This is a genomic window from Aurantiacibacter rhizosphaerae, assembly GCF_009807005.1.
GTDB lineage: Bacteria > Pseudomonadota > Alphaproteobacteria > Sphingomonadales > Sphingomonadaceae > Alteraurantiacibacter > Alteraurantiacibacter rhizosphaerae.
Map to the genome: position 1 here is coordinate 538,390 of NZ_WUBR01000001.1, position 18,176 is coordinate 556,565.

At 59.5% G+C, this 18,176-nt stretch carries 18 protein-coding genes; 12 read left to right on the forward strand and 6 right to left on the reverse strand.

What is annotated here, in order from left to right; translation table 11 throughout:
* Window positions 1–34: 34 nt before the first annotated feature.
* Genes GRF63_RS02525 through GRF63_RS02540 form a run of 4 tightly spaced genes read right to left on the reverse strand, consistent with a single transcriptional unit; the run spans window position 35 to window position 3,761 of the window.
* Complete coding sequence (locus GRF63_RS02525; RefSeq protein ID WP_160484426.1) at window positions 35–658, reverse strand: PIN domain-containing protein; 624 nt, start codon at window positions 656–658, stop codon at window positions 35–37.
* The gene (locus GRF63_RS02530) at window positions 633–1,820 is read right to left on the reverse strand and encodes a helix-turn-helix domain-containing protein (RefSeq protein WP_160484427.1); all 1,188 of its coding nucleotides are present in this window, start codon (window positions 1,818–1,820) and stop codon (window positions 633–635) included. The genes GRF63_RS02525 and GRF63_RS02530 overlap by 26 nt, the downstream gene beginning before the upstream one ends.
* Window positions 1,813–3,186 carry a 7-cyano-7-deazaguanine synthase gene (locus tag GRF63_RS02535; protein WP_160484428.1) on the reverse strand — a complete coding sequence of 458 codons (1,374 nt, stop codon included), beginning with the start codon at window positions 3,184–3,186 and terminating at the stop codon, window positions 1,813–1,815. Before GRF63_RS02535 ends, GRF63_RS02530 begins: the two co-directional genes overlap by 8 nt.
* Window positions 3,187–3,191: 5 nt before the next feature.
* Window positions 3,192–3,761, reverse strand: coding sequence for a hypothetical protein (locus GRF63_RS02540; protein ID WP_160484429.1), 570 nt, complete (start codon window positions 3,759–3,761; stop codon window positions 3,192–3,194).
* Window positions 3,762–4,056: 295 nt separating this feature from the next.
* On the opposite strand from GRF63_RS02540, the gene GRF63_RS02545 reads away from it, so the two are divergent.
* The 5 genes from GRF63_RS02545 (at window position 4,057) to GRF63_RS02565 (ending at window position 7,600) form a co-directional block, all read left to right on the forward strand.
* Window positions 4,057–4,986 (forward strand): ArdC family protein, encoded by a 930-nt coding sequence (locus tag GRF63_RS02545; protein WP_160484430.1) that lies wholly within the window; start codon window positions 4,057–4,059, stop codon window positions 4,984–4,986.
* 11 nt (window positions 4,987–4,997) lie between these two features.
* Window positions 4,998–5,438, forward strand: a complete 441-nt coding sequence (locus tag GRF63_RS02550) for a hypothetical protein (RefSeq protein ID WP_160484431.1) — start codon at window positions 4,998–5,000, stop codon at window positions 5,436–5,438.
* 219 nt (window positions 5,439–5,657) lie between these two features.
* A complete protein-coding gene (locus GRF63_RS02555; RefSeq protein ID WP_160484432.1) occupies window positions 5,658–6,593 on the forward strand; it encodes a DUF2493 domain-containing protein in 936 nt (311 codons plus the stop codon).
* Window positions 6,594–6,663: 70 nt separating this feature from the next.
* Entirely contained in the window at window positions 6,664–6,933 is a 270-nt protein-coding gene (locus GRF63_RS02560; RefSeq protein ID WP_160484433.1) for a hypothetical protein, read from the forward strand.
* Between the two features lie 268 nt (window positions 6,934–7,201).
* The gene (locus tag GRF63_RS02565; protein ID WP_160484434.1) at window positions 7,202–7,600 is read left to right on the forward strand and encodes a single-stranded DNA-binding protein; all 399 of its coding nucleotides are present in this window, start codon (window positions 7,202–7,204) and stop codon (window positions 7,598–7,600) included.
* Window positions 7,601–7,667: 67 nt separating this feature from the next.
* On the opposite strand, the gene GRF63_RS02570 is transcribed toward GRF63_RS02565, so the two are convergent.
* Window positions 7,668–7,934: a DUF6437 family protein gene (locus tag GRF63_RS02570; RefSeq protein WP_160484435.1), complete on the reverse strand. Its 267-nt coding sequence runs from the start codon at window positions 7,932–7,934 to the stop codon at window positions 7,668–7,670.
* 346 nt (window positions 7,935–8,280) lie between these two features.
* Between GRF63_RS02570 and GRF63_RS02575 the strand changes: the two genes are divergently transcribed.
* The 5 genes from GRF63_RS02575 to GRF63_RS02595 all read left to right on the forward strand — a co-directional run bounded on the left by GRF63_RS02575 (window position 8,281) and on the right by GRF63_RS02595 (window position 15,831).
* A complete protein-coding gene (locus GRF63_RS02575; protein ID WP_050599527.1) occupies window positions 8,281–8,502 on the forward strand; it encodes a hypothetical protein in 222 nt (73 codons plus the stop codon).
* Between the two features lie 731 nt (window positions 8,503–9,233).
* Window positions 9,234–9,566: a hypothetical protein gene (locus tag GRF63_RS02580; protein WP_160484436.1), complete on the forward strand. Its 333-nt coding sequence runs from the start codon at window positions 9,234–9,236 to the stop codon at window positions 9,564–9,566.
* Window positions 9,556–11,868 (forward strand): type IV secretion system DNA-binding domain-containing protein, encoded by a 2,313-nt coding sequence (locus tag GRF63_RS02585; RefSeq protein ID WP_160484437.1) that lies wholly within the window; start codon window positions 9,556–9,558, stop codon window positions 11,866–11,868. Before GRF63_RS02580 ends, GRF63_RS02585 begins: the two co-directional genes overlap by 11 nt.
* Before the next feature lie 59 nt (window positions 11,869–11,927).
* The gene (mobF, locus tag GRF63_RS02590; RefSeq protein WP_160484438.1) at window positions 11,928–14,852 is read left to right on the forward strand and encodes a MobF family relaxase; all 2,925 of its coding nucleotides are present in this window, start codon (window positions 11,928–11,930) and stop codon (window positions 14,850–14,852) included.
* Between the two features lie 70 nt (window positions 14,853–14,922).
* The gene (locus tag GRF63_RS02595) at window positions 14,923–15,831 is read left to right on the forward strand and encodes an HNH endonuclease (RefSeq protein ID WP_160484439.1); all 909 of its coding nucleotides are present in this window, start codon (window positions 14,923–14,925) and stop codon (window positions 15,829–15,831) included.
* Between the two features lie 10 nt (window positions 15,832–15,841).
* Here GRF63_RS02595 and GRF63_RS02600 read toward each other — a convergent pair whose 3' ends face one another.
* Window positions 15,842–16,477: a S24 family peptidase gene (locus tag GRF63_RS02600; protein ID WP_160484440.1), complete on the reverse strand. Its 636-nt coding sequence runs from the start codon at window positions 16,475–16,477 to the stop codon at window positions 15,842–15,844.
* A gap of 475 nt (window positions 16,478–16,952) precedes the next feature.
* On the opposite strand from GRF63_RS02600, the gene GRF63_RS02605 reads away from it, so the two are divergent.
* On the forward strand, window positions 16,953–17,567 hold the full coding sequence (locus tag GRF63_RS02605; RefSeq protein ID WP_160484441.1) for a DUF1819 family protein: 615 nt from the start codon (window positions 16,953–16,955) through the stop codon (window positions 17,565–17,567).
* A gap of 4 nt (window positions 17,568–17,571) precedes the next feature.
* Window positions 17,572–18,171, forward strand: a complete 600-nt coding sequence (locus GRF63_RS02610; RefSeq protein WP_160484442.1) for a DUF1788 domain-containing protein — start codon at window positions 17,572–17,574, stop codon at window positions 18,169–18,171.
* The last annotated feature ends 5 nt before the right edge of the window (window positions 18,172–18,176 follow it).

Here is an 18,176-nt window from a genome sequence, read left to right on the forward strand (position 1 = left end):
TCATCGATTGGGGAAGAGCACGCAAGAATGCTGGTCATTTGGCTTCCCAAGAACCCTTCCGACTCTTGAACCCCGGAAGGCTATTGCACGCGACGGCGCGTTCAAATCCGATCAACCTTGCAACCGCCTCACAGCGCTCATCATCAATCCTCATTCGACCTTCTCGAAGGGCGAGATAGACGGCCTCGATATACCCGTCACCGACGAGCTCAATCTGCACCGCTGGATGCACCAAAAGGTCCAACGACCAAGCGGGGGCTTGGCCGTTCATCAGGTCTTGGGCTCGTGCCCGACCCTTTCGCTCATCGACAACGGGCAGAAAACCCTGTGACACCGCCACTGCAATCGTAGCTGCTTCGCCGTCATCTAGCGAACCGGGAGAACAGATCATCGTCTCGAAAAGACGAGCCGCTGCATCATCCATCTGGACGACCTTGACGACGTTCTCCGATATCAGGCGTTGGATGAACCCGTTCTCGCCATTGGCGTGACTAGTTTCATGGTTGAGTTCCGTAACCACCGTTTCAGTCAGAACAATGTCGTTTGGAATGGCCCGAAGCACCTGTTCGCCAAACGTACAAGCGTGCAGATTGATCAGCACGCTCGTATCGGGGACTAATGGGATCAGCGTATCAGAGAGGGAGCTTAAACAGGTCATCCGTTTCGCTCTCCTCAAGTTCCATTTGATCGAGCAGAGCGCGCAGCTCTAGCCGCTTGATTTTAAGAAGCTCGGCCAGTTGTCCTTCCGACATCAGATCGCGTTTCCAGGCGGTGTAGGCCATGAAGCTCATGCGATGGGACACCGGCCGGTTTGCATCATCTTTTGCTGGGTCGGGCTTACTTGAAGCATCGCCCAGCACTTCACGCACCTGTGCGGCAGTAATGCCACCATGGGCTTTCAGCTTGTCCCATGCTCCCCGCTTAACAAGTCCGAGCTCTTCCAGCCTCCTCACACAAGCTTCGCGTGAAATGCGGAAATGGTGCGCCTGTACGATGATTGGCCTGCGGGTAATCTCAGAGCCAGCGGTGAGCTGACGCCACGCCGCTTCAAAGCTCTTGCGCGGTGAGAGAAAGGCGCGCCCAAACGCATGAGCATATCGCTCTTCGCGTGACTGAAACTTCTCATTTTCTTCCAGAACTTCTGGCGCCTGACGAGTGCCAACGAAATGCCCCAGCTCGTGAGCTGCGGATTGAATACGCCGCTCCAATGGGAAGTTCGCATTCAAGAGAATGCAAGCTCCCAAAGTTTGGTCGTAGGTGAAGAGCGCATCCACCTTCGAACCCTTCGACAGGCGTCGCTGGTAGAGTCGGATGCCGAGATCCAACTCCATCAAGCTGAAGATATCGGCGATTGGGCCAGAGCCCAATCCGAGCCAGTCGCGCAGCTCTTGCGCGTGCTGTTCTGCCAATTCGACGACATCGCCAGTGTTGATGCCCCTTTCGGGCGGGTAATTCTTAGGCCGCTCAATGCCGAGAATGTTCTCCAACTCAACCTCAGCTCGAACGAGATCATTCAGCAGTTGCACTGCCTCGCCGGTATGCTCATCCTCGGTTTCCCGCAGTCGGCGGAAGCGTGGCACAAGGTCAGTATGGACTGCCTCGCGGCGCAGCAGGGCATTCACCGATACCCCGTAATGGTTCGCAAGCGCCTGAAGCTCCTGAATGCGAACCCGCCTATCCCCCTTTTCAATCGAAACGAGGGTGGGGCGAGACATGCCAATTACCTTGGCTGCTTCGTCCTGACGGATTTTTGCGCTTTCGCGGGCAAGGCGAAGGCGGCGACCGATCTCCTGTGCGGTCAGCTCGTTTAGATCAGTCATGGCGACCTCCCTTCGTCCATAGTTGCAGAAAACTCTCTTCGCCCTGGTCCTGCTCGAATGCTGCCCATTCTTTCGAATGTTGCACGAGCATGTCCCTAAGCTGGCCGGTCACGGCATCTACTGACGATCCAACGGCTTCAGCGATTGGGAATGCGTGAGGCTTCAGGGCGATATCTGGCACACTGGCCAAATCGGCCAGTTGTTGCAGGTGCCGCGCGCCCATATAGCCGTAATCGTAAAGGGAGTTGGTGGCCCTGAAGCTGTTTTGCTTCGGCAGGGCATCACTAAATCGCGCGGCCCGCAAATTGGCAATGGCATAATTCTCGGGTGGCTCGACAACGCCGGCGGCGTGCAAGCTCATCCGGCGCAATAGGCACGCCGCACAAATGCCGCATTGGCGTACTTTCCCTCCCACGCGCACGTTTGCCCGCTGCTGCCAGCACGAGCGGGTATCAATCACGTGCTGGGGCTTTACGCCTGGCCTTTGCAAAAACGCCGCGATGGTCTGGCCTTTGGTATGCCAGAGGCGCGGTTGCTCATAGGTGAGATCGATACCAAGCAACGCCTTTATGAAGCGCTCCATCTTTCTGAAGAAAGTCGGGTGGTTCCGGTAGTCTGGATAGATGTTGAGCAGGGGGAGCAACACAGGCCCCAGAGCGCCCTGTCCACTTTCAGGCACAATGATCCGGCTGACATCTGACAGCTGAGAGGCGATTGCAATCACCGCCGCAAATTTGAAACCACGCGAACGGGCGCTGTTCTCGGGATTCGGCTTCACCTTCACATCAAAGGGCAGGCGGTCGAACGGCCGCTCATCTTTGCGCAGGCGTTGCTTGAATTTCGACACACGCACGCTCACGGCAGTGTCATTCTCGTTGTAGAGGCCCGAAACACTTAGCGAGTCCAAGCCTTCGCTGTATGCAATGGCGAACGCCTTTTGCTGGTTCGGGAATAGCGGGCCTTGTCGCGGCTTGCTTGTTGCTGCGCCCTCATGGCGGACGAAGCTAAAACGCCACTCGTCACCAGTCAGATGGCGCAGGGTATCGCAAAGGCCTTGTTGAACAGTCGCATCCTGCCAGGTCGCAAGCTCAATCACGGGCACAGTCACATGAAAGTGCCGTGCCCAATGTGCACTGCCGCGTCCCCAGCGGCGATCTGCAAATTCGACGGCCGCGCAGACAATCAACAGGTCGTGATGAATGTTGCTCCAGCCTTCATGGCGGTAGCTGTCAAAGATGTCCTTATCGCACTTAATCTCTGAGCCGATGGTCGCATAAACGCGCCCCTTCGCGCCTCGACGCGGAACCGCTTGCCCCGCCTCAAGTATGGTTAGGTCACGTTCAGAAAACTTAGAAAATTCACTCATTACAATCACAGAATTGGGTCATCGAGACCGGTTCTTTTTTTGAGGTCCAGCTTGAACGCGTTCTTATCGCAGCTCTTCACGGCCTCCTGAATGCGCGCACGGTCAAGGCTCTTCGAGACTTCGCCCAATCCTTCATTGAGACGGTCGAGCTGGTTTCTGTGCATCGGGCCTTCCCGGTGCGCCTCTAGCCCAGCTTCCTGAATACGGGTGAGCGTCTTGCCGATATTGGTTTCGACACATGCGTTCAAAGCCTTGTCGATTGCATCGCGAGAGCTCTCACCATCGTGCAGCCTCATGGCGACTTCACGTTGGAGGTCATCCGAAAATTCCGACTTATCGTGTTTTTCGAAGATACCCTTGATTGATCCCTTTGGATCGAGATCAAGCTGCCCATCCGCACCATAACTCTGCAGGTCGCGGATCAGTCCGTCGTTTCCTGACAAGATACCATTCACGATGGCATCGCTGCCCAGTGCACACCGAGTGTCATGATCTTCAGCCTCATTCTGTACAGCTTCCGCAAACCGCCTTGAGCGACTGTCGAGCTTCAAATTCTTGAATGGGCCGTCGGTCATCCCGTCCTCCTGCGACGGATCATTACGTGTATATTCTGACAATGTCAATATATTAACATAATATCCTGACATTAGATACGACATCCGCGATGGACGTGAAAGCTCAAGTTGCTGAAAGGTACTGAAAGCTGAAGGAAATCGCTTGTGCCAGTGTGGCGGAACGTCGGGCTTAGGGAGGCTCGCGTGTGCCCCCCAGATCTGAATGGAGAGAGTATAACCGTCGCCCCTTAGAGGGGAGGGAGCTTTGCTCTTCCTGAGCCGGGGCATGTCCGTCCCGGCGATCAGGAGAACTCCCATGACCAATTCCCGCCGCACTGCTTCGACATCGCCCGCTCAGCGCATCACTGCCGCAATCATCGAGAAGCTAGAGCAAGGCACAAAGCCCTGGATCAAGCCGTGGCGCGGTGTGCCGGTTTCGCGACCCTTGCGGAGCTGTGGGACACCCTACCGCGGCATGAACACTTTCTGGTTGTGGATGGTGGCCGATGGCTGTGGCTACGCCTCGCCCTACTGGATGACGTACCGCCAGTGTCAGCAGCTCGGCGGACAGGTCCGCAAGGGTGAGAAATCGACCATCGCGATTTTCTACAAGAGCTACACCAAGGAGGTCGAGAACGCCGAAGGCGAAGCTGACACCGAGAACCGGCGCGTGCTCAAGGCTTATGCCGTGTTCAATGCCGACCAGTGCGACGGCCTCCCCGAGTTCTACCATCCCAAGCCACTCATTGCCGCGCTGGAGCCCGAAGGACGCGAAGAGCGGCTTGATACCTTTTTTGCCGAGATCGGCGCTGACCTGCGGCATCATGGAGCCCAGGCCTATTACGAGCCGCAGCGTGACCGGGTCACCATGCCGCCAGCCGAACTCTTCGAAGCCTATGACCACTACTACGCAACACTCGCCCACGAGCTGTCGCACTGGACGGGGCATTCTTCGCGGCTCGATCGCGATCTTAAGAACCGCTTCGGCAGCGAAGCCTATGCTGCTGAGGAACTGATCGCTGAACTGTCCTCAGCAATTCTTGGGGCCGAACTGGGGCTTCCAGTCACCCACCTCGACCATCACGCCAGCTACATCGCGTCCTGGCTCCAGATCCTCAAATCGGACGAGCGCGCGATCCTCACCGCCGCGGCCAAGGCCGAGGAAGCCGCCAGCCTGTTGCTTGACCTTGGGGGTCACCACACCTGCGAAAGCGATCCCGACATTGATCTCGCTGATGCAGCCTGAGGAGCAGTGAGATGGGACGTTCCGTCAGCTATCCTACCGGCTCCGTGGTGGCCTTTCGCCTGCTCGATGACGGCGAAGACGAAGATATCGACTGGGTCTACGAGTGCCTCGTCGACGAGGTCATCGATGCCGCGAAAGCGGCCTTTCCTTCGTTCGAGCGCTTCGATGGATGGCGCGGCCGCGAAGATCGCATCCTCCTGCGCAATGCCTTCGCTGATTGCGGCATATCGACCTATTGTGGACTCGCCGCGATCTGGCTCGCCGAACGCGACGATGCCCGATACTGGGAGGCGGACTTCTACGTCCCACGAACTGCAAGGGCACGGCATTGGCTTGGCCAGGTGTCGGGAAGGTTCATCGACCTGTTCGGTGAGTTGCGCCTGGTCGGGCGGTTCTCGAATGGCGAAGCGATCTTCGAGCGCTCCCGATCCAACTGCGACACCGACTGCTGATCCTGCCTCGTCCCTGACCGCCGGGAGAGGCCCTTGGGCCGGTCGTGGCGCGCCGCAACCTGCGGCCCGTCGGCCCGTGTTACCCGCGCCAGCCTAGGGCCGCAGGTTTCCCGCTACGCGGTGCGTCTCGCCCCTTGTCCCGGCCCTGATCGGGCTCCGGCGGACAGGGTCGAGGCAATGGTGCCTCATCTCCTTGTCCCCGCGATCAGGAGACACCCCATGTACGACAGCTTCATCAACCAGTTGAGCGGCTTCGACCTTTCAGGCCTCAGCATCAGGCCGGCCCCCTTCAACGCGACCGACTTTCCCTGCGAGGACGCGATCGACCAGACGCTTGGCGCAGTCTGGTCCGACCTCTTCGCGATGTTTTCCGACACGGCCCTCGAGGCCGATGCCGAGGACATTGCCTGGGGCGTGGTCAACCTCTTCCACCGTGCCGCCAGCCGGAAGTCCGCTCAGCTTGACCGGGCCAGCGACGAAATCCGGGTCCTCCTCGCATCAGCCGATGGCTCCGAAGTGCATTCGAGCAACCTTGAAGAGCAGGTCGAGCGCGCGCAGGCTGCCGAAGCCAGCATGCTGGCCTTCGAGCAGATGCGCGAGACAGCGGCAGCACTTTACCGCGACGAGACCGGTTCCTCGTGGAAGCCCGTTTCCGGGTCGCGCGCGAGCCATTCGCGCAATCTCACTTCGGCCGTAATCGATGCCCGCGATTTCCTCCGCGCACGTGCTGAGAACCGGCGTCACGCTCTGATTCCGGAAGGAACTCCGGTCGTTTTCGCCGGTGGTCGCCAGAGCTTCGAGAGCGCCGAGGATGCGCGTGTCTACGCCGACAATATCTGGGCGACGCTCGACAAGGTTCGCGATGTGGTTCCCGATCTCTTTCTGGTCCATGGCGGCGACGGCAAGGGAGCCGATCGCCTGGCCGCGAGTTGGGCTGAACGCCGCGAAGTGCAGCAACTGACCTATGCGCTCGATCGTCGGCTTGGTGCCCGCGCCGGGTTCAAGCGCAACGAGCAAATGCTTTCGCTCAATCCGCGTTATGTCGTCGCCTTTCCGGGCAATGGCGTCACCGAACGACTGGTGATCGATGCTAAGACGCGCCGGATCACCGTGGTCGATCGTCGCGGCCTCTTGGGCACTTCTCCTGGGTCCTGAGGGGCCCTTCATCATCTTCATCTGAATTGCCTGGATGTGCATTCGGCGCCGACCCGGCTATGAACCGGTCATGCAACTTGACGATCTGCTGCAGCGCTACTTTGCCACCACCGACCTCTCCGGGGTTGCCCCCGACACGTGGTCAGCCGGCATCGAGCATTGCCGGGTCGATCTCGGCCTTGAGGAGGACCGGGGCAAGCGCTTTGCGCTGTGGTCATTCCTGCACATGTTCGGGTCCGCCCCCGATCTCGATGTGGCGTTCGAGAACGAGGAAGATCGGGAAGCAGCCCGCAACTTCATAGATCTCCTGGTGGCATCGGAGGGCGAGGGCGAAGCCTGATTGCAAGTGCTGGTCACGGCACCTTCAGACCCGCACCCGGTACCCATCCGGCTTTCTTCGCGAACAGTCCTGAATCAGGGCAGCTGAGGACGACAACCCGTTCCTTTCCGGCCGTGTTGGCAGCTGCGCTGCCTGCCCGCACCACCCGTTATGAACAGGTTTCCCTTGAAGCTTCGCTCCTGCGGTGCAGTCCTCCCATGCCCTGCTTCTTTCAGATGTTCGCAAGCCGGAGATGGTCTCCGGTTTGAGAAACTGAAGGACTATCATCATGACCAATATCGCAATCCTCACTGGCCGCATCGCCCGCGATCCGGAAACCCGCGAGACCAAGGGCGGCACCAACGTCACCGGGATCACCGTCGTCACCGATCGCCCCGCACGCGACAAGGATGGCAAGACCTACAAGGACGAGAACGGCTACACCGCCAAGGAAAGCGAGTTCCACCGGGTGACCTGCTTCAACGGCCTCGCCAAGACCGTCGGGCAGTACTGCTCCAAGGGCCAGCTGGTATCGGTCCAGGGCCGCATCCACTACACCCAGTGGGAGGACAAGGACGGGGTCACGCGCTATGGCACCGAAATCCTCGCCGACAAGGTCGACTTCCTCTCCCGCGGTAGTGGTTCGAGCGACGACAACGACAACACCGAGGCTCCCGAGATCGACTGACATCGATGCCGGTCGTCCCCCTTACGAAGAGGCTCTGCCGCAAGCGGCAGGGCCTCTTCTTCGGTGGTTACTGGGTTCCCGGCGCTGCATGCGAAGCACGGGTTGCACCACGCCCCGTCAGTTTCTCGATCGCGGCGTCCTCGCCGAGTTTCCCGAGTTCTTCGGCAACCTTCCTCAGGCCCTTTTTCGAGAAGCTTTCGAGGCCGCTTCCCAAGATGATTTCGCCGAGTTCTTTTGCCGCTTGCACTTCAAGTTCGCGCTGTTTGGCGTCGAGCGCCTCGCGGTCTGCTTCGAGCTTTTGCAGGGCTGCAATCGCGCTCCTGTTTCGGGGCATGTTACTTGTCCTTCTATCCCCCTCGGATCTGCTCCCCGGTTCATTCCATGTGCGCATCATCAGGGTGTAGGAAAGGCAATTCGCACCCAGCAGGCGTTCGATATTGGGGCGGAGGTGGTGGGTCCTGGCTCACGGTTCTCCCAGCATGATGGCCTTGCGCCTCCCGCCTCAAGGACGGCGGGGCCCCACCATTTTGCCCGCCACCGGTTTGCATCCGGCAGCGAACAAAATCGTTACCCCCACCGCCGCTATCGCGGTCGCCCATTCGGGCGATCCCTGACCCGGGATGCACAAGACCATCGCGCGCACCTCCTGTCGTCTCACGACAGAAATCAGGAGGATTATCATGGCTTATTCAATGCATTGTGCCCTTCCGTCACGGAGCTATTTCGAGGCTCTGGAAACAGCCGAGAAGAGAGCGTTGCACAGCTTCTTCGATCAGCACGTTATCGAGGATGACGAGCTCGGGTACTTTGCCCTCGACGAGGGTGACTACAACATCTTGCCAGCACATCTCGCAGCGCGGGTGGTCCACACGGTCCACGGCGGCATGCTCGACGAGTTCTGAGACTACCGACAGGGCGGGAGCCGGGAACGGTTCCTGCCCTTTTTTCTTGTTCGCCGAATAGTCCAATCAAGCACAAAAACCCGGTTCGGTCGGTTGCTCTGACGGCCGCCCACCGCAATGCGGCGGCGCCCGATAAATGGAGCGGGGCTGTGGACGCACTCTGTCCCGCGCATCTAAAGATGCGCTCCTGAGGGCGCGGCGAAATTTGTTCTTGGGCCCCGCGCGCACTTGCGAACCGGCAACGGGTCGGGCGGCGGGAAGCTAGGGCACGCGACATGCCCCGCTTGCCTTGCTTCCCACGCACCCTTGGCCGCTGCCTTTTTCGCAGGTGCTGTCTTTGCCTGGAGGCGTTGAAATGCTCTCGATCTGCATGCGGTGAGCTGCGAGCCCCGGTTGCTCGCGCTCCAACGTGGAGATCGGGAAAGGTCGTCCTTGATCAATCCCCCTCATTGCCTGGACCACCTCGCGCACTTGGGAACAAAGGAGCACACCCTACCCCGCGATTTCGGGATTTATCTCTCTGTTATTGCTAAAAAATGTGGTTTTGGGCGAAATCAACCCGTCTGCGAGTAGAGCGGCTTTGCGCTGATCCGCAGACAACTCACATCCATCTATCACTCTGAAATATTGTCTGAATCTTTCGATTGACTGCGAGTTGTTCACGATTTATTCTCATCAGCACCTTCCGCAAGGTGAGCCAGGTTCCGTCGGCCCGACAAGGAACCTGTTTCATGACCCGACAAGATCGGCTTCAGACATTCGTATCTCTCTCCGTAGGTAACTGGGTTCGCCAGTGTGCCGCGGACCATGGCGTCAGTGTCAGCGTCTTTATCCGTGACCTCATCGTCGCAGCGTGGCAGCGCGATAACGAGGCGAAGGAACGCCCCGCAGGGCTCGATCCCGCGCGCCAGGCAATCTTCATTTCGGTGGCGCTCGATGCGCTACTGGCCAGCCATTCGGACGCGAGTTTGCGCGACCGTACTCACGAGGCGTACCGGCGACGCCTCGAGCGTCTTGGCCTCCCCGTCAACGCGAACATGGGAGGCCATTCCCATGAAGCATAATCTCCTGAACTTCACCCGCGGGAGCCAACTGCTCGGCCACTTCGGTTTCATGTTTGCAGCGGGGCTGAAGGGTCCTCTGATTGTTACCGGCCTGGTTGCGGTCGGCACCTGCTATTGGGAAGTGCGGTCGGCTCTGAGCGATCACCAGATCTACCTGGTCTGGATGCACATCTACGCCAGTCTCTATGCCTTCATGGAGTTTGATCCGGCCAAACTGGTCAACCTTGAATTGCTTGACGGCGAAAGGGTCGGTCTCCCGTTTGGCATCGTTCGCGAGTTCCCGCCAATGCGCGAGGCGGTCGAGGCGTTTCGTTCGGCAGTGAAGCAGGGATTACTGATCTCGGCGGTACTGCTGATCCCGGCCTTCGTATTCTTCTGGTGGTTCGCCGAGCGCTTTGGCGGGCGGTCGAAGGAGCGCAAGCACGAGCGCGGCGCAATGCTTGTTTCGCTCGACGAACTCGAAGAAGAAATCGAGCGTCACAACAAAGCATTCCGGGCCGAGGAACTGGGACGCAAGTTCGGCTGGAAGTGGCGGCTAGCGAGCTCGTCGGCGCTCGCCGAAGCGGGCCACTACCAACCCGCACATCTTGCCGGTGTAAGCTGGCCGTGGCGGCTCGAGCAGAGCCACGCCATGCTTATTGGCACAACCGGAACCGGCAAGACCGTGGCGCTCACCGAACTTGTTGCCGAAGCACGTGAACGCGGCCAGCGCGCGGTCATTTTCGACCTCACAGGGGCTTTCATTGAGGCCTTCTACGATCCCGCGCGCGACATCATTCTCAATCCTGTCGACGTGCGGTGCCCGCTGTGGAGCGTGTTCAACGACTGTACGACGGAAGCCGAGTTTCACGCCGCTGCCGAAGCGCTCGTGCCCCATGACGGCGGTGGTTCAGAACAATTCTGGGTGCTCGCGGCGCGCATGCTGTTCGTCGAGATGTGTCTCCATCTTGCCCGCACCGGCACAGCGACCAACGAGGCCTTGGCACGGCGTCTGATGACCGCTGACCTGTCCGAAGTGCATAAGCTGATGCGAGGAACCATGGCCGACCCGCTGACCGCTCCGGAGGCGGCCCGCATGGCGGAATCGATCCGCGCGGTGTTCAATGCGAACGCGAAAGTGCTCAGGCTCTTGCCCTCATCCGGACCGCGCTTTTCGGTCCGCGACTGGGTCAAAGGCGACTGCCAGGCAGGCTCGATCCTGTTCCTCTCTGCTCGCTATGTCGACATGAGCATCTCCTCGCAATTGCTGACGCTATGGCTCGACACGGCGATGAATACGCTCATGACGCTCGAGCGCACGCAGGACCTGCGGATGTGGTTCCTGATCGACGAGCTCGGTGCCCTTCACCGACTACCGGCGCTTGAAAAGGGGCTGCAAACGGCGCGTAACTTCGGCGGAGCGATCGTCACCGGGGTGCATGCGTTTGCCAAGCTCAAGGAAGTCTATGGCGAGAACATGGCCATGACGTTGTCCTCGCTTGCGCGCACCAAGCTTATTCTGGCGACGGCCGATCGCGAGACAGCGATCTGGTGCTCCGATTTCATCGGCCACCGGCAGGTGCGCGACATGGAAGAAGGCTACAGCTACGGGTACAACAATGCGCGCGATGCAGTCAGCCTGACGCCCAGGCGGCAGATCGAGCCGTTGCTCCTGCCCGACCAGTTCATGAACCTTCCGCGACTGTCGGCCTACATCAAGTTTCCTGACGGATTCCCCGCTGCGCCGGTTTCGCTCATTCCGCGTACGCGTGGCCGTATCGCCGAGGGTTTCATCGCCCGCGAGAAACCGCTCACAAAGCCTGGCCAAGGTCCTGCGGCAGCGACGCTCCAAGCAAAACCGGGTTCGAAACCGAGTGATGGGCATCCTGCGTCGAACGACGACGGTGCCGGTAAGCCTGTCGATTCAAAGCAGCTCAAACTCGACCTGGAGGGACAGCGCCGTATCGCCGGTGAACCGCAGGATCGGCAGGAGCCTGTGCCGCTTGAAAAGCTGGACCCAGGGCGCGCTGCTGGTGATCTCGGTGCCGAGACCCGTTCCAATACTCATCTGGATGCGGGTCCAACGCTACCTCTCGCCGCCGTGCGAACCGGTGAGGATGCACCACCAATGGGCGCGGAACAGCTTCCGTCCGAACCAGGAACCGCCGGCGATGAGGCAGGTGGAAAGGGCGGTTCGACTCCACGAGGCCGTGCGGCGGATAACGGTCGCCAGCCTCTCACACCGGTCGAAAAAGACCTGCGTGAAGGTGCGGTCGCAGATCCTCCGGAGAAGGATTTCGGCGAGTTCGAGCCCGACATGTGAAAGGCAAATGGGGAGGGATTTCCTGGCCGCGAGGGGAGCCGTGACGAGGACCAGACAGAATGCTTTCCGTCGCCAATGTGCGCTCGCCTTCGGCTGCCGCGAGCTATTTCGCGGCAGACAATTACTACACCGGCGCCGATGCCGATCGTTCCGGAACCTGGGTCGGGAAGGGAGCGGAACGACTTGGCCTTGAGGGGCGGGTCAGCGCTGAGCAGTTCGATGCCTTGCTGCGGGGAGAACTTCCCGGTGGTATCCAGGTCGGCAACGCGGGCCAGGCCCACAGGCCGGGAACAGACCTCACGTTCTCGCTCCCGAAAAGCTGGTCGCTGCTCGCGCTGGTGGGTGGCGACCAGCGGATTATCGATGCTTACCGCGAGGCCGTCATCGAGACCTTGCGCTGGGCAGAAAAGAACGCGGCACAGACCCGGATGGGCAGTCAGGCTGGTTACGGGAAGGTCGCGACAGATAACCTGACGATTGGTCTTTTCCAGCACGACACCAACCGCAACCAGGAGCCAAACCTGCATTTTCATGCGGTCGTGGCGAATGTCACGCAAGGCAGCGACGGAAAGTGGCGCGCGCTTCGCAACGACAAACTTTGGTCGTTCAACACCCTGCTCAACTCGATGACGATGGCGCGCTTTCGTCTGGCAGTCGAGAAGATGGGCTACGAGGCTGGGCCGGTTGGGAAGCATGGCAACTTCGAAGCAGCGGGCATTGCCCGCCAGCAGGTCATGGCCTTTTCGACGCGGCGCGAAGAAGTCCTCGACGCGGTACGCCAGCTGGGTGAGAACACTCCGAAAACCCGCGACATTGCTGTGCTCGATACAAGGAAGAGCAAGGCGCCCGTCAGGGACCGAGATGGCCTTCTCGATGGGTGGCGGCAGAAAGCCCGGGAAGTCGGAATTGACCTTGCCGGTCTGATCGATGCGTCGCAGATGCGCGCTGCAACGAAGGACATTCCCAGCTCGAAAGAAGGGAGCCTTCTTCAGCGCGGGATTGCGAAGCTGAGAGAGTTCGCGCAGCGGATCAAGGGTGATCCGGCTGATCCACTAATCCCTGCCCATGTCCTCAAGCAGGATGCGCCGACCATTGCGGCTGCACAGGCCGTGGCCTCTGCGGTGCGTCATCTCTCGCAGCGCGAGGCAGCCTTTCCCCGTAAGGGATTGCTGAAGGCGGCGCTCGATTTTGGGCTACCGACGACGGTGGGCCACGTCGAAACCCGTGTGAACGCACTCGTCAGAAGCGGTGCTCTCGAGCCCGGCAAAGGCGACCATAAGGGCTGGCTGGCGAGCCGGGAGGCGCTGGACCTTGAGAGTACCATTCTCGCGAATGTCGACCAGGGACGAGGTGCGGTGTCGCCCATCCTGGATCGATCGGACGCCGCAGAACGGGTTCAGGCTGTGGCCGCACTCAACCACGGAATTTCGCTCAACGAAGGGCAGGAGGATGCGGCGGGCCTTGTGCTCTCATCGCGTGACCGGATCGTAGCGATCCAGGGCATTGCCGGGGCGGGCAAAAGCAGCGTGATGAAGCCGGTTGCCCAGCTGCTCCGCGAGGAAGGCAAGCAGGTTCTGGGGCTCGCGGTGCAGAACACGCTTGTCCAGATGCTCGAGCGCGACACTGGCATCCGTTCGATGACCATCGCCCGCTTTCTCGCCCAATGGGGCAGGCTTCTGCACGAGCCGGGAAATGCCACGTTGCTTAGTGAGGCTCGGAGCGCGCTCGGAGACCATGTCCTGGTGCTCGACGAGGCATCGATGGTGTCGAACGAGGACAAGTCCAAGCTGGTACGGCTGGCGAACCTTGCCGAAGTCCAGCGCCTGGTTCTCGTCGGCGACAAGCGACAGCTGGGCGCCGTCGATGCCGGTAAGCCTTTCGACCTCGTCCAACAGGCCGGGATCGAGCGCGCCAACATGGATGTGAATTTGCGCGGCCGCGATCCCGTCCTGCGGCGAGCCCAGGCCGCCGCGCAGGAGGGACGCATCGACGATGCGCTCCAGGCTCTTGCTCCCTCAACCATCGAGGCTCGCGGGGACAGTGCGATTGTTGCTGCCGAAAAGTGGCTTTCGCTCAGCCTAGCGGATCGGGATCGGACGTCGATCTACGCGTCGAGTCGAGCCTTACGGTCTGCGGTCAACGAGGCTGTCCAGCGCGGACTCAAGGCAAATGGCGAGCTCGGCCCACGATCGGGCCGGCTGACCGTTCATTCGCGAGTGAATGTGACACACGAGGAGCTGCGCTATCTTCGCACATATCAGCCGGGCATGGTCCTCAACTTTCGCTCGCGCGACAGCACGCAGAAGCTCTCCAAGGGCGACTACACCGTCAAGACCATCGACCATGCGCGCAAGCAGCTCGTGCTTGAGGACAGGAAGGGGCGGGTTCGCAAGTTCAATCCCGCGCGTCTACGACCAGGCGCAGACGATAGCCGGCTGTCGCTCTTCGAACGCAAATCGCTGTCCATCATTGAGGGTGACAAGATTCGTTGGACCGACAATGACCACAAGCGCGGGCTGTTCAACGCCGACCAGGCGAGGATCTTGGTCATCGACACAAAGGGCGTCTTGGTGGAGACATCAGCGGGCAAGGAGCTCCGCCTGAGCCGCGGCGACCCGATGCTCAAACGCATGGACCTCGCCTATGCCCTCAATGCGCATATGGCGCAGGGACTGACCTCTGATCGCGGGATCGCGGTCATGGACAGCCGCGAGCGCAATCTCGCCAATCGGCAGACCTTCCTGGTCACGATCACGCGGCTTCGCGACGGCCTTACGCTGATTGCAGATAATGCCGAGAAACTCGGCCGGGCCATCAAGTCCAACAGCGGCGAGAAAGCATCGGCCCTCGTAATAACGCAAAGGCTCAAGGCGGCAGCTGCCAAGGGCCTATCGCAAGACAAGGATGTTGGCAGCGCATCGCCTGCAAGTGACAAGCCCGAACTCACCAAGGAAAGGGTAAAGCCTTTCGAAATCGGTATTTGATCACCGACAGCCTGGACGATTTCCGCGTTACCAGGCACGATGCCTGTTCGAGAGGTGCGGAGCGTTGCCGGTGAAGGGTGTTTTCGAGATTAGCGGCAATTCGCGCTACGACGACCTCATTACCGAGCGGTATCATTTTCCCTCGCAATATCTTCCTCAAGCCCGCCAGCTTGAAAACGACTGGATCCTTTACCGCGAAACCCGCGTGTCGGGCGGTCGGATGGCCTACATCGCGACTGCATTCGTTGAGCGGATCGATCCCGATGAGGCTGATCCAACCCATTACTACGCGCGCGTCAGGGACTATCTACCCTTCGATGATGTGGTCTCCTACCGCGATAAGGACGGACGCTTTGCCGAACGCTTCCTTCGCGAGATGGCCCGTCCTGGCGATGCCGGACGGACGCTGCGCGGCAAATCGGTGCGCACGCTCGATGGCGATGATTTCGTCGCCATCGTCAATCAGGGGCTGAGCGAGACGCTCGACCCGGACAACCGGATCAGGCTCGAGCTCGACGAGCGGTATATCGACGACGCAACCGCCGCGCTGCTGGCCGATGAATTTGGCGAACGCCGGATCGAGCAGATCCTGGTGAACAAGAAGATCCGGGCGGCCAGTTTCCGCAATCAGGTTCTCGACGCTTATGACAGCACCTGCGCCGTCACGGGATTGCGGATCATCAATGGTGGCGGGAAAGCTGAGGCACAGGCGGCACATATCTGGTCCGTCGCCGATGGCGGACCCGACGTGGTACCCAACGGCGTGGCACTCTCGGCTACGGCCCATTGGCTGTTCGACCGACATCTCATCACATTCGACGATAACCTTTGCCTGCTCGTATCGCACAACAAGGTGCCGTCCGACCTGTTGAAGCTCTTCCCGCCTTCAGGACAGAAGATCAGGCTTCCGGTCGATCCCAGGGATCACCCCCGTCCGGACTTCGTTGCCAAGCATCGCGCGCGTTTTGCGGGGTTCTGATCCGGTAGGATCAGACAGCGCGTCCGAACCAGATGACACGGCCGACCACCTGAATCTCGGACCGGTCGACATCATCCCAGCTGGGATAGGCCGAATTATCGCTGCTAATCGTGATCTTGCGGCCACCTGGCTTGAGCGTCACGCGCTTTACCACCAGCGCATCGTCGGCGCGCAGGACGTAGATGCCGTCACGTAGCCGCGAACCCTGGTCCGACGCATCGACCAGCACCTCGTCGCCATCGCTGAGTGTCGGCTCCATGGAATCGCCCAGGACGTGGATGATCGAGAGACTGGCGCTCTTTGCCCGGGTCAGCCGGGCAAGCCAGCGCTCGTCGAAACCGAAGCGGGTATGGGCGGTCTCGCTTTCGGCAATCGCTCCAAAGCCCGCCGACGCATCGACATTGAGCACGGGTATTTCGATCAACCCGTCACGCATGGGTACGGGCGGTCCGCCCAACACTTGCTCATCGACCCCGAAGAAGCTGGCAAGCGTGCGCCGGTCATCGTCATCCAGCTTTCGCGGCGAGCCGCGCTTGATGAACTGCTGAATGTAGGACGAGTTTCGTCCGATCATCCGCGAGATCGAGGAATATCCGAGCCGTCGCTGCTGGATCAGGCGATCGAGCTCCTCTCTGACATGTTCCATCGTGTCGTTCCTTCTGACGGTCTCAGGAGAGAAGGAAATCTCCTAGACTCGATGGAACCTTCCTACTAAGAACAAAACAGGAACACAAGCGTTGAGTGAGTCGAGGAAGGCCATGAAATTGCTGGATCGCATCGAGAGGCATCTGAAGGATTCGCACATGTCGGCGACGCGGTTCGGTCGGCGTGCCGTGGGCGACCCTCGGTTCGTTCTTGATCTAAGAGCTGGCCGCAGGCCGCGCAGAAGGACTATCGAGAAGGTGGAGGATTACCTCAACGCAGATAAATGATTGTAAAATGACTACTGCGGTTCTGAATTTCTCTTGAGATTGCTGAAACATATCTTGGCGCGATGCTCTCACATCTCTAGATCAATTTGTGAAAGCTTCTCCTCCGTGGACTCGCCGCGATCAGGCTAGTTCTGCCGCTGGAGAAGGGCTACGTGAGCTCGTCAGCAAGACGAGCTTCAAGGGGATGGGATGAGTGCTTCGGCCAAACAAGATTACAAAATGTCATTCAGCACCGGGGGTCTCTTCCATAACGAAAGCTTGGAAGTCGCGCGCCTGCATGTCGATGGAGAGTCTTGGGAGGACACGATTCTCAGGGCCATGGAGGAAGGCGCAACGAGCCTGCCAAAGTCAGCATCGAATCGCCGATCTTTGCGTGAAATCTCGAATCGCCTGCTTACTCTAACAACCGACGAGCGCGCTTACCTTTTGGATGAGGCTGACCGCTCTGAACAACAAGCGCTTCTCTGGGTCGCCACTTGCCGAGCCTACCGTTTCATACGTGAATTTGCCGTCGAAGTGGTGCGGGATCGATACCTTGCTTACCAACTCGAACTGCCCCTCGAAAGCTTTGACATTCTTCTTGAGGCAAAAGCGGAATGGGATGATGACTTGGCCAGTCTGAGCCAATCAACCCGCCTCAAGCTTCGTCAGATCATGTTCCGAATAATGCGTGAGGCCGGAATAATCTCAGAAGATCATCGCATTCAGACGGCTGTCATTTCAACCCGCGTGCGGCACATGATTGAAGCCACCAACCCCAGCGAACTGACCATATTCCCCAGTGTTCCGGTCGAGGGAGCCTGATTTGATGCGTGAACTAAACCGGAAAGAGCGCGCCGAGCATCTCTATCGCGTAATCAGAAGTGAGCGCTTCCTCACTAAGCAAGGCCTCGGAAACGAAGTCCCATTCTTCATCTATCCCTTTCCCGCAGAGGAAGGGCTCACAATGGTCGAAGATCGCGAGGATCTCGTCACTCGCCTTCAACATTCCGGTACCCGGGTGTTGGATTTGAACCTCTTTGATATTGCACTCGATATCCTTTCAGAACGCGGGATCCTTGAAGAGGTGCTCGAGATTGAGGCCGACACCAGCAAGGGTGAGATCAAGGAACTTCTGCAGGGGGTCTTAGACCCAAAGGCTCACCTCGTCCCGCATATCGGAAAGGCAATCGAAGCCACACCGCACGACGTCATCTTCTTGTCCGGCGTTGGTGAAGTGTACCCCTACATCCGCTCACACAACGTTTTGAACAATCTACAGAGCACCGCGAAAGAAGCGCCCACCGTTCTCTTTTTCCCGGGAAGCTACACCCATGCATTGGCAACTGGCGCGTCGCTAGAGCTCTTCGGTCAGCTCCATGACGACAAGTACTACCGCGCCTTCAACATACTGAATTACGAGGTCTAAGCCCT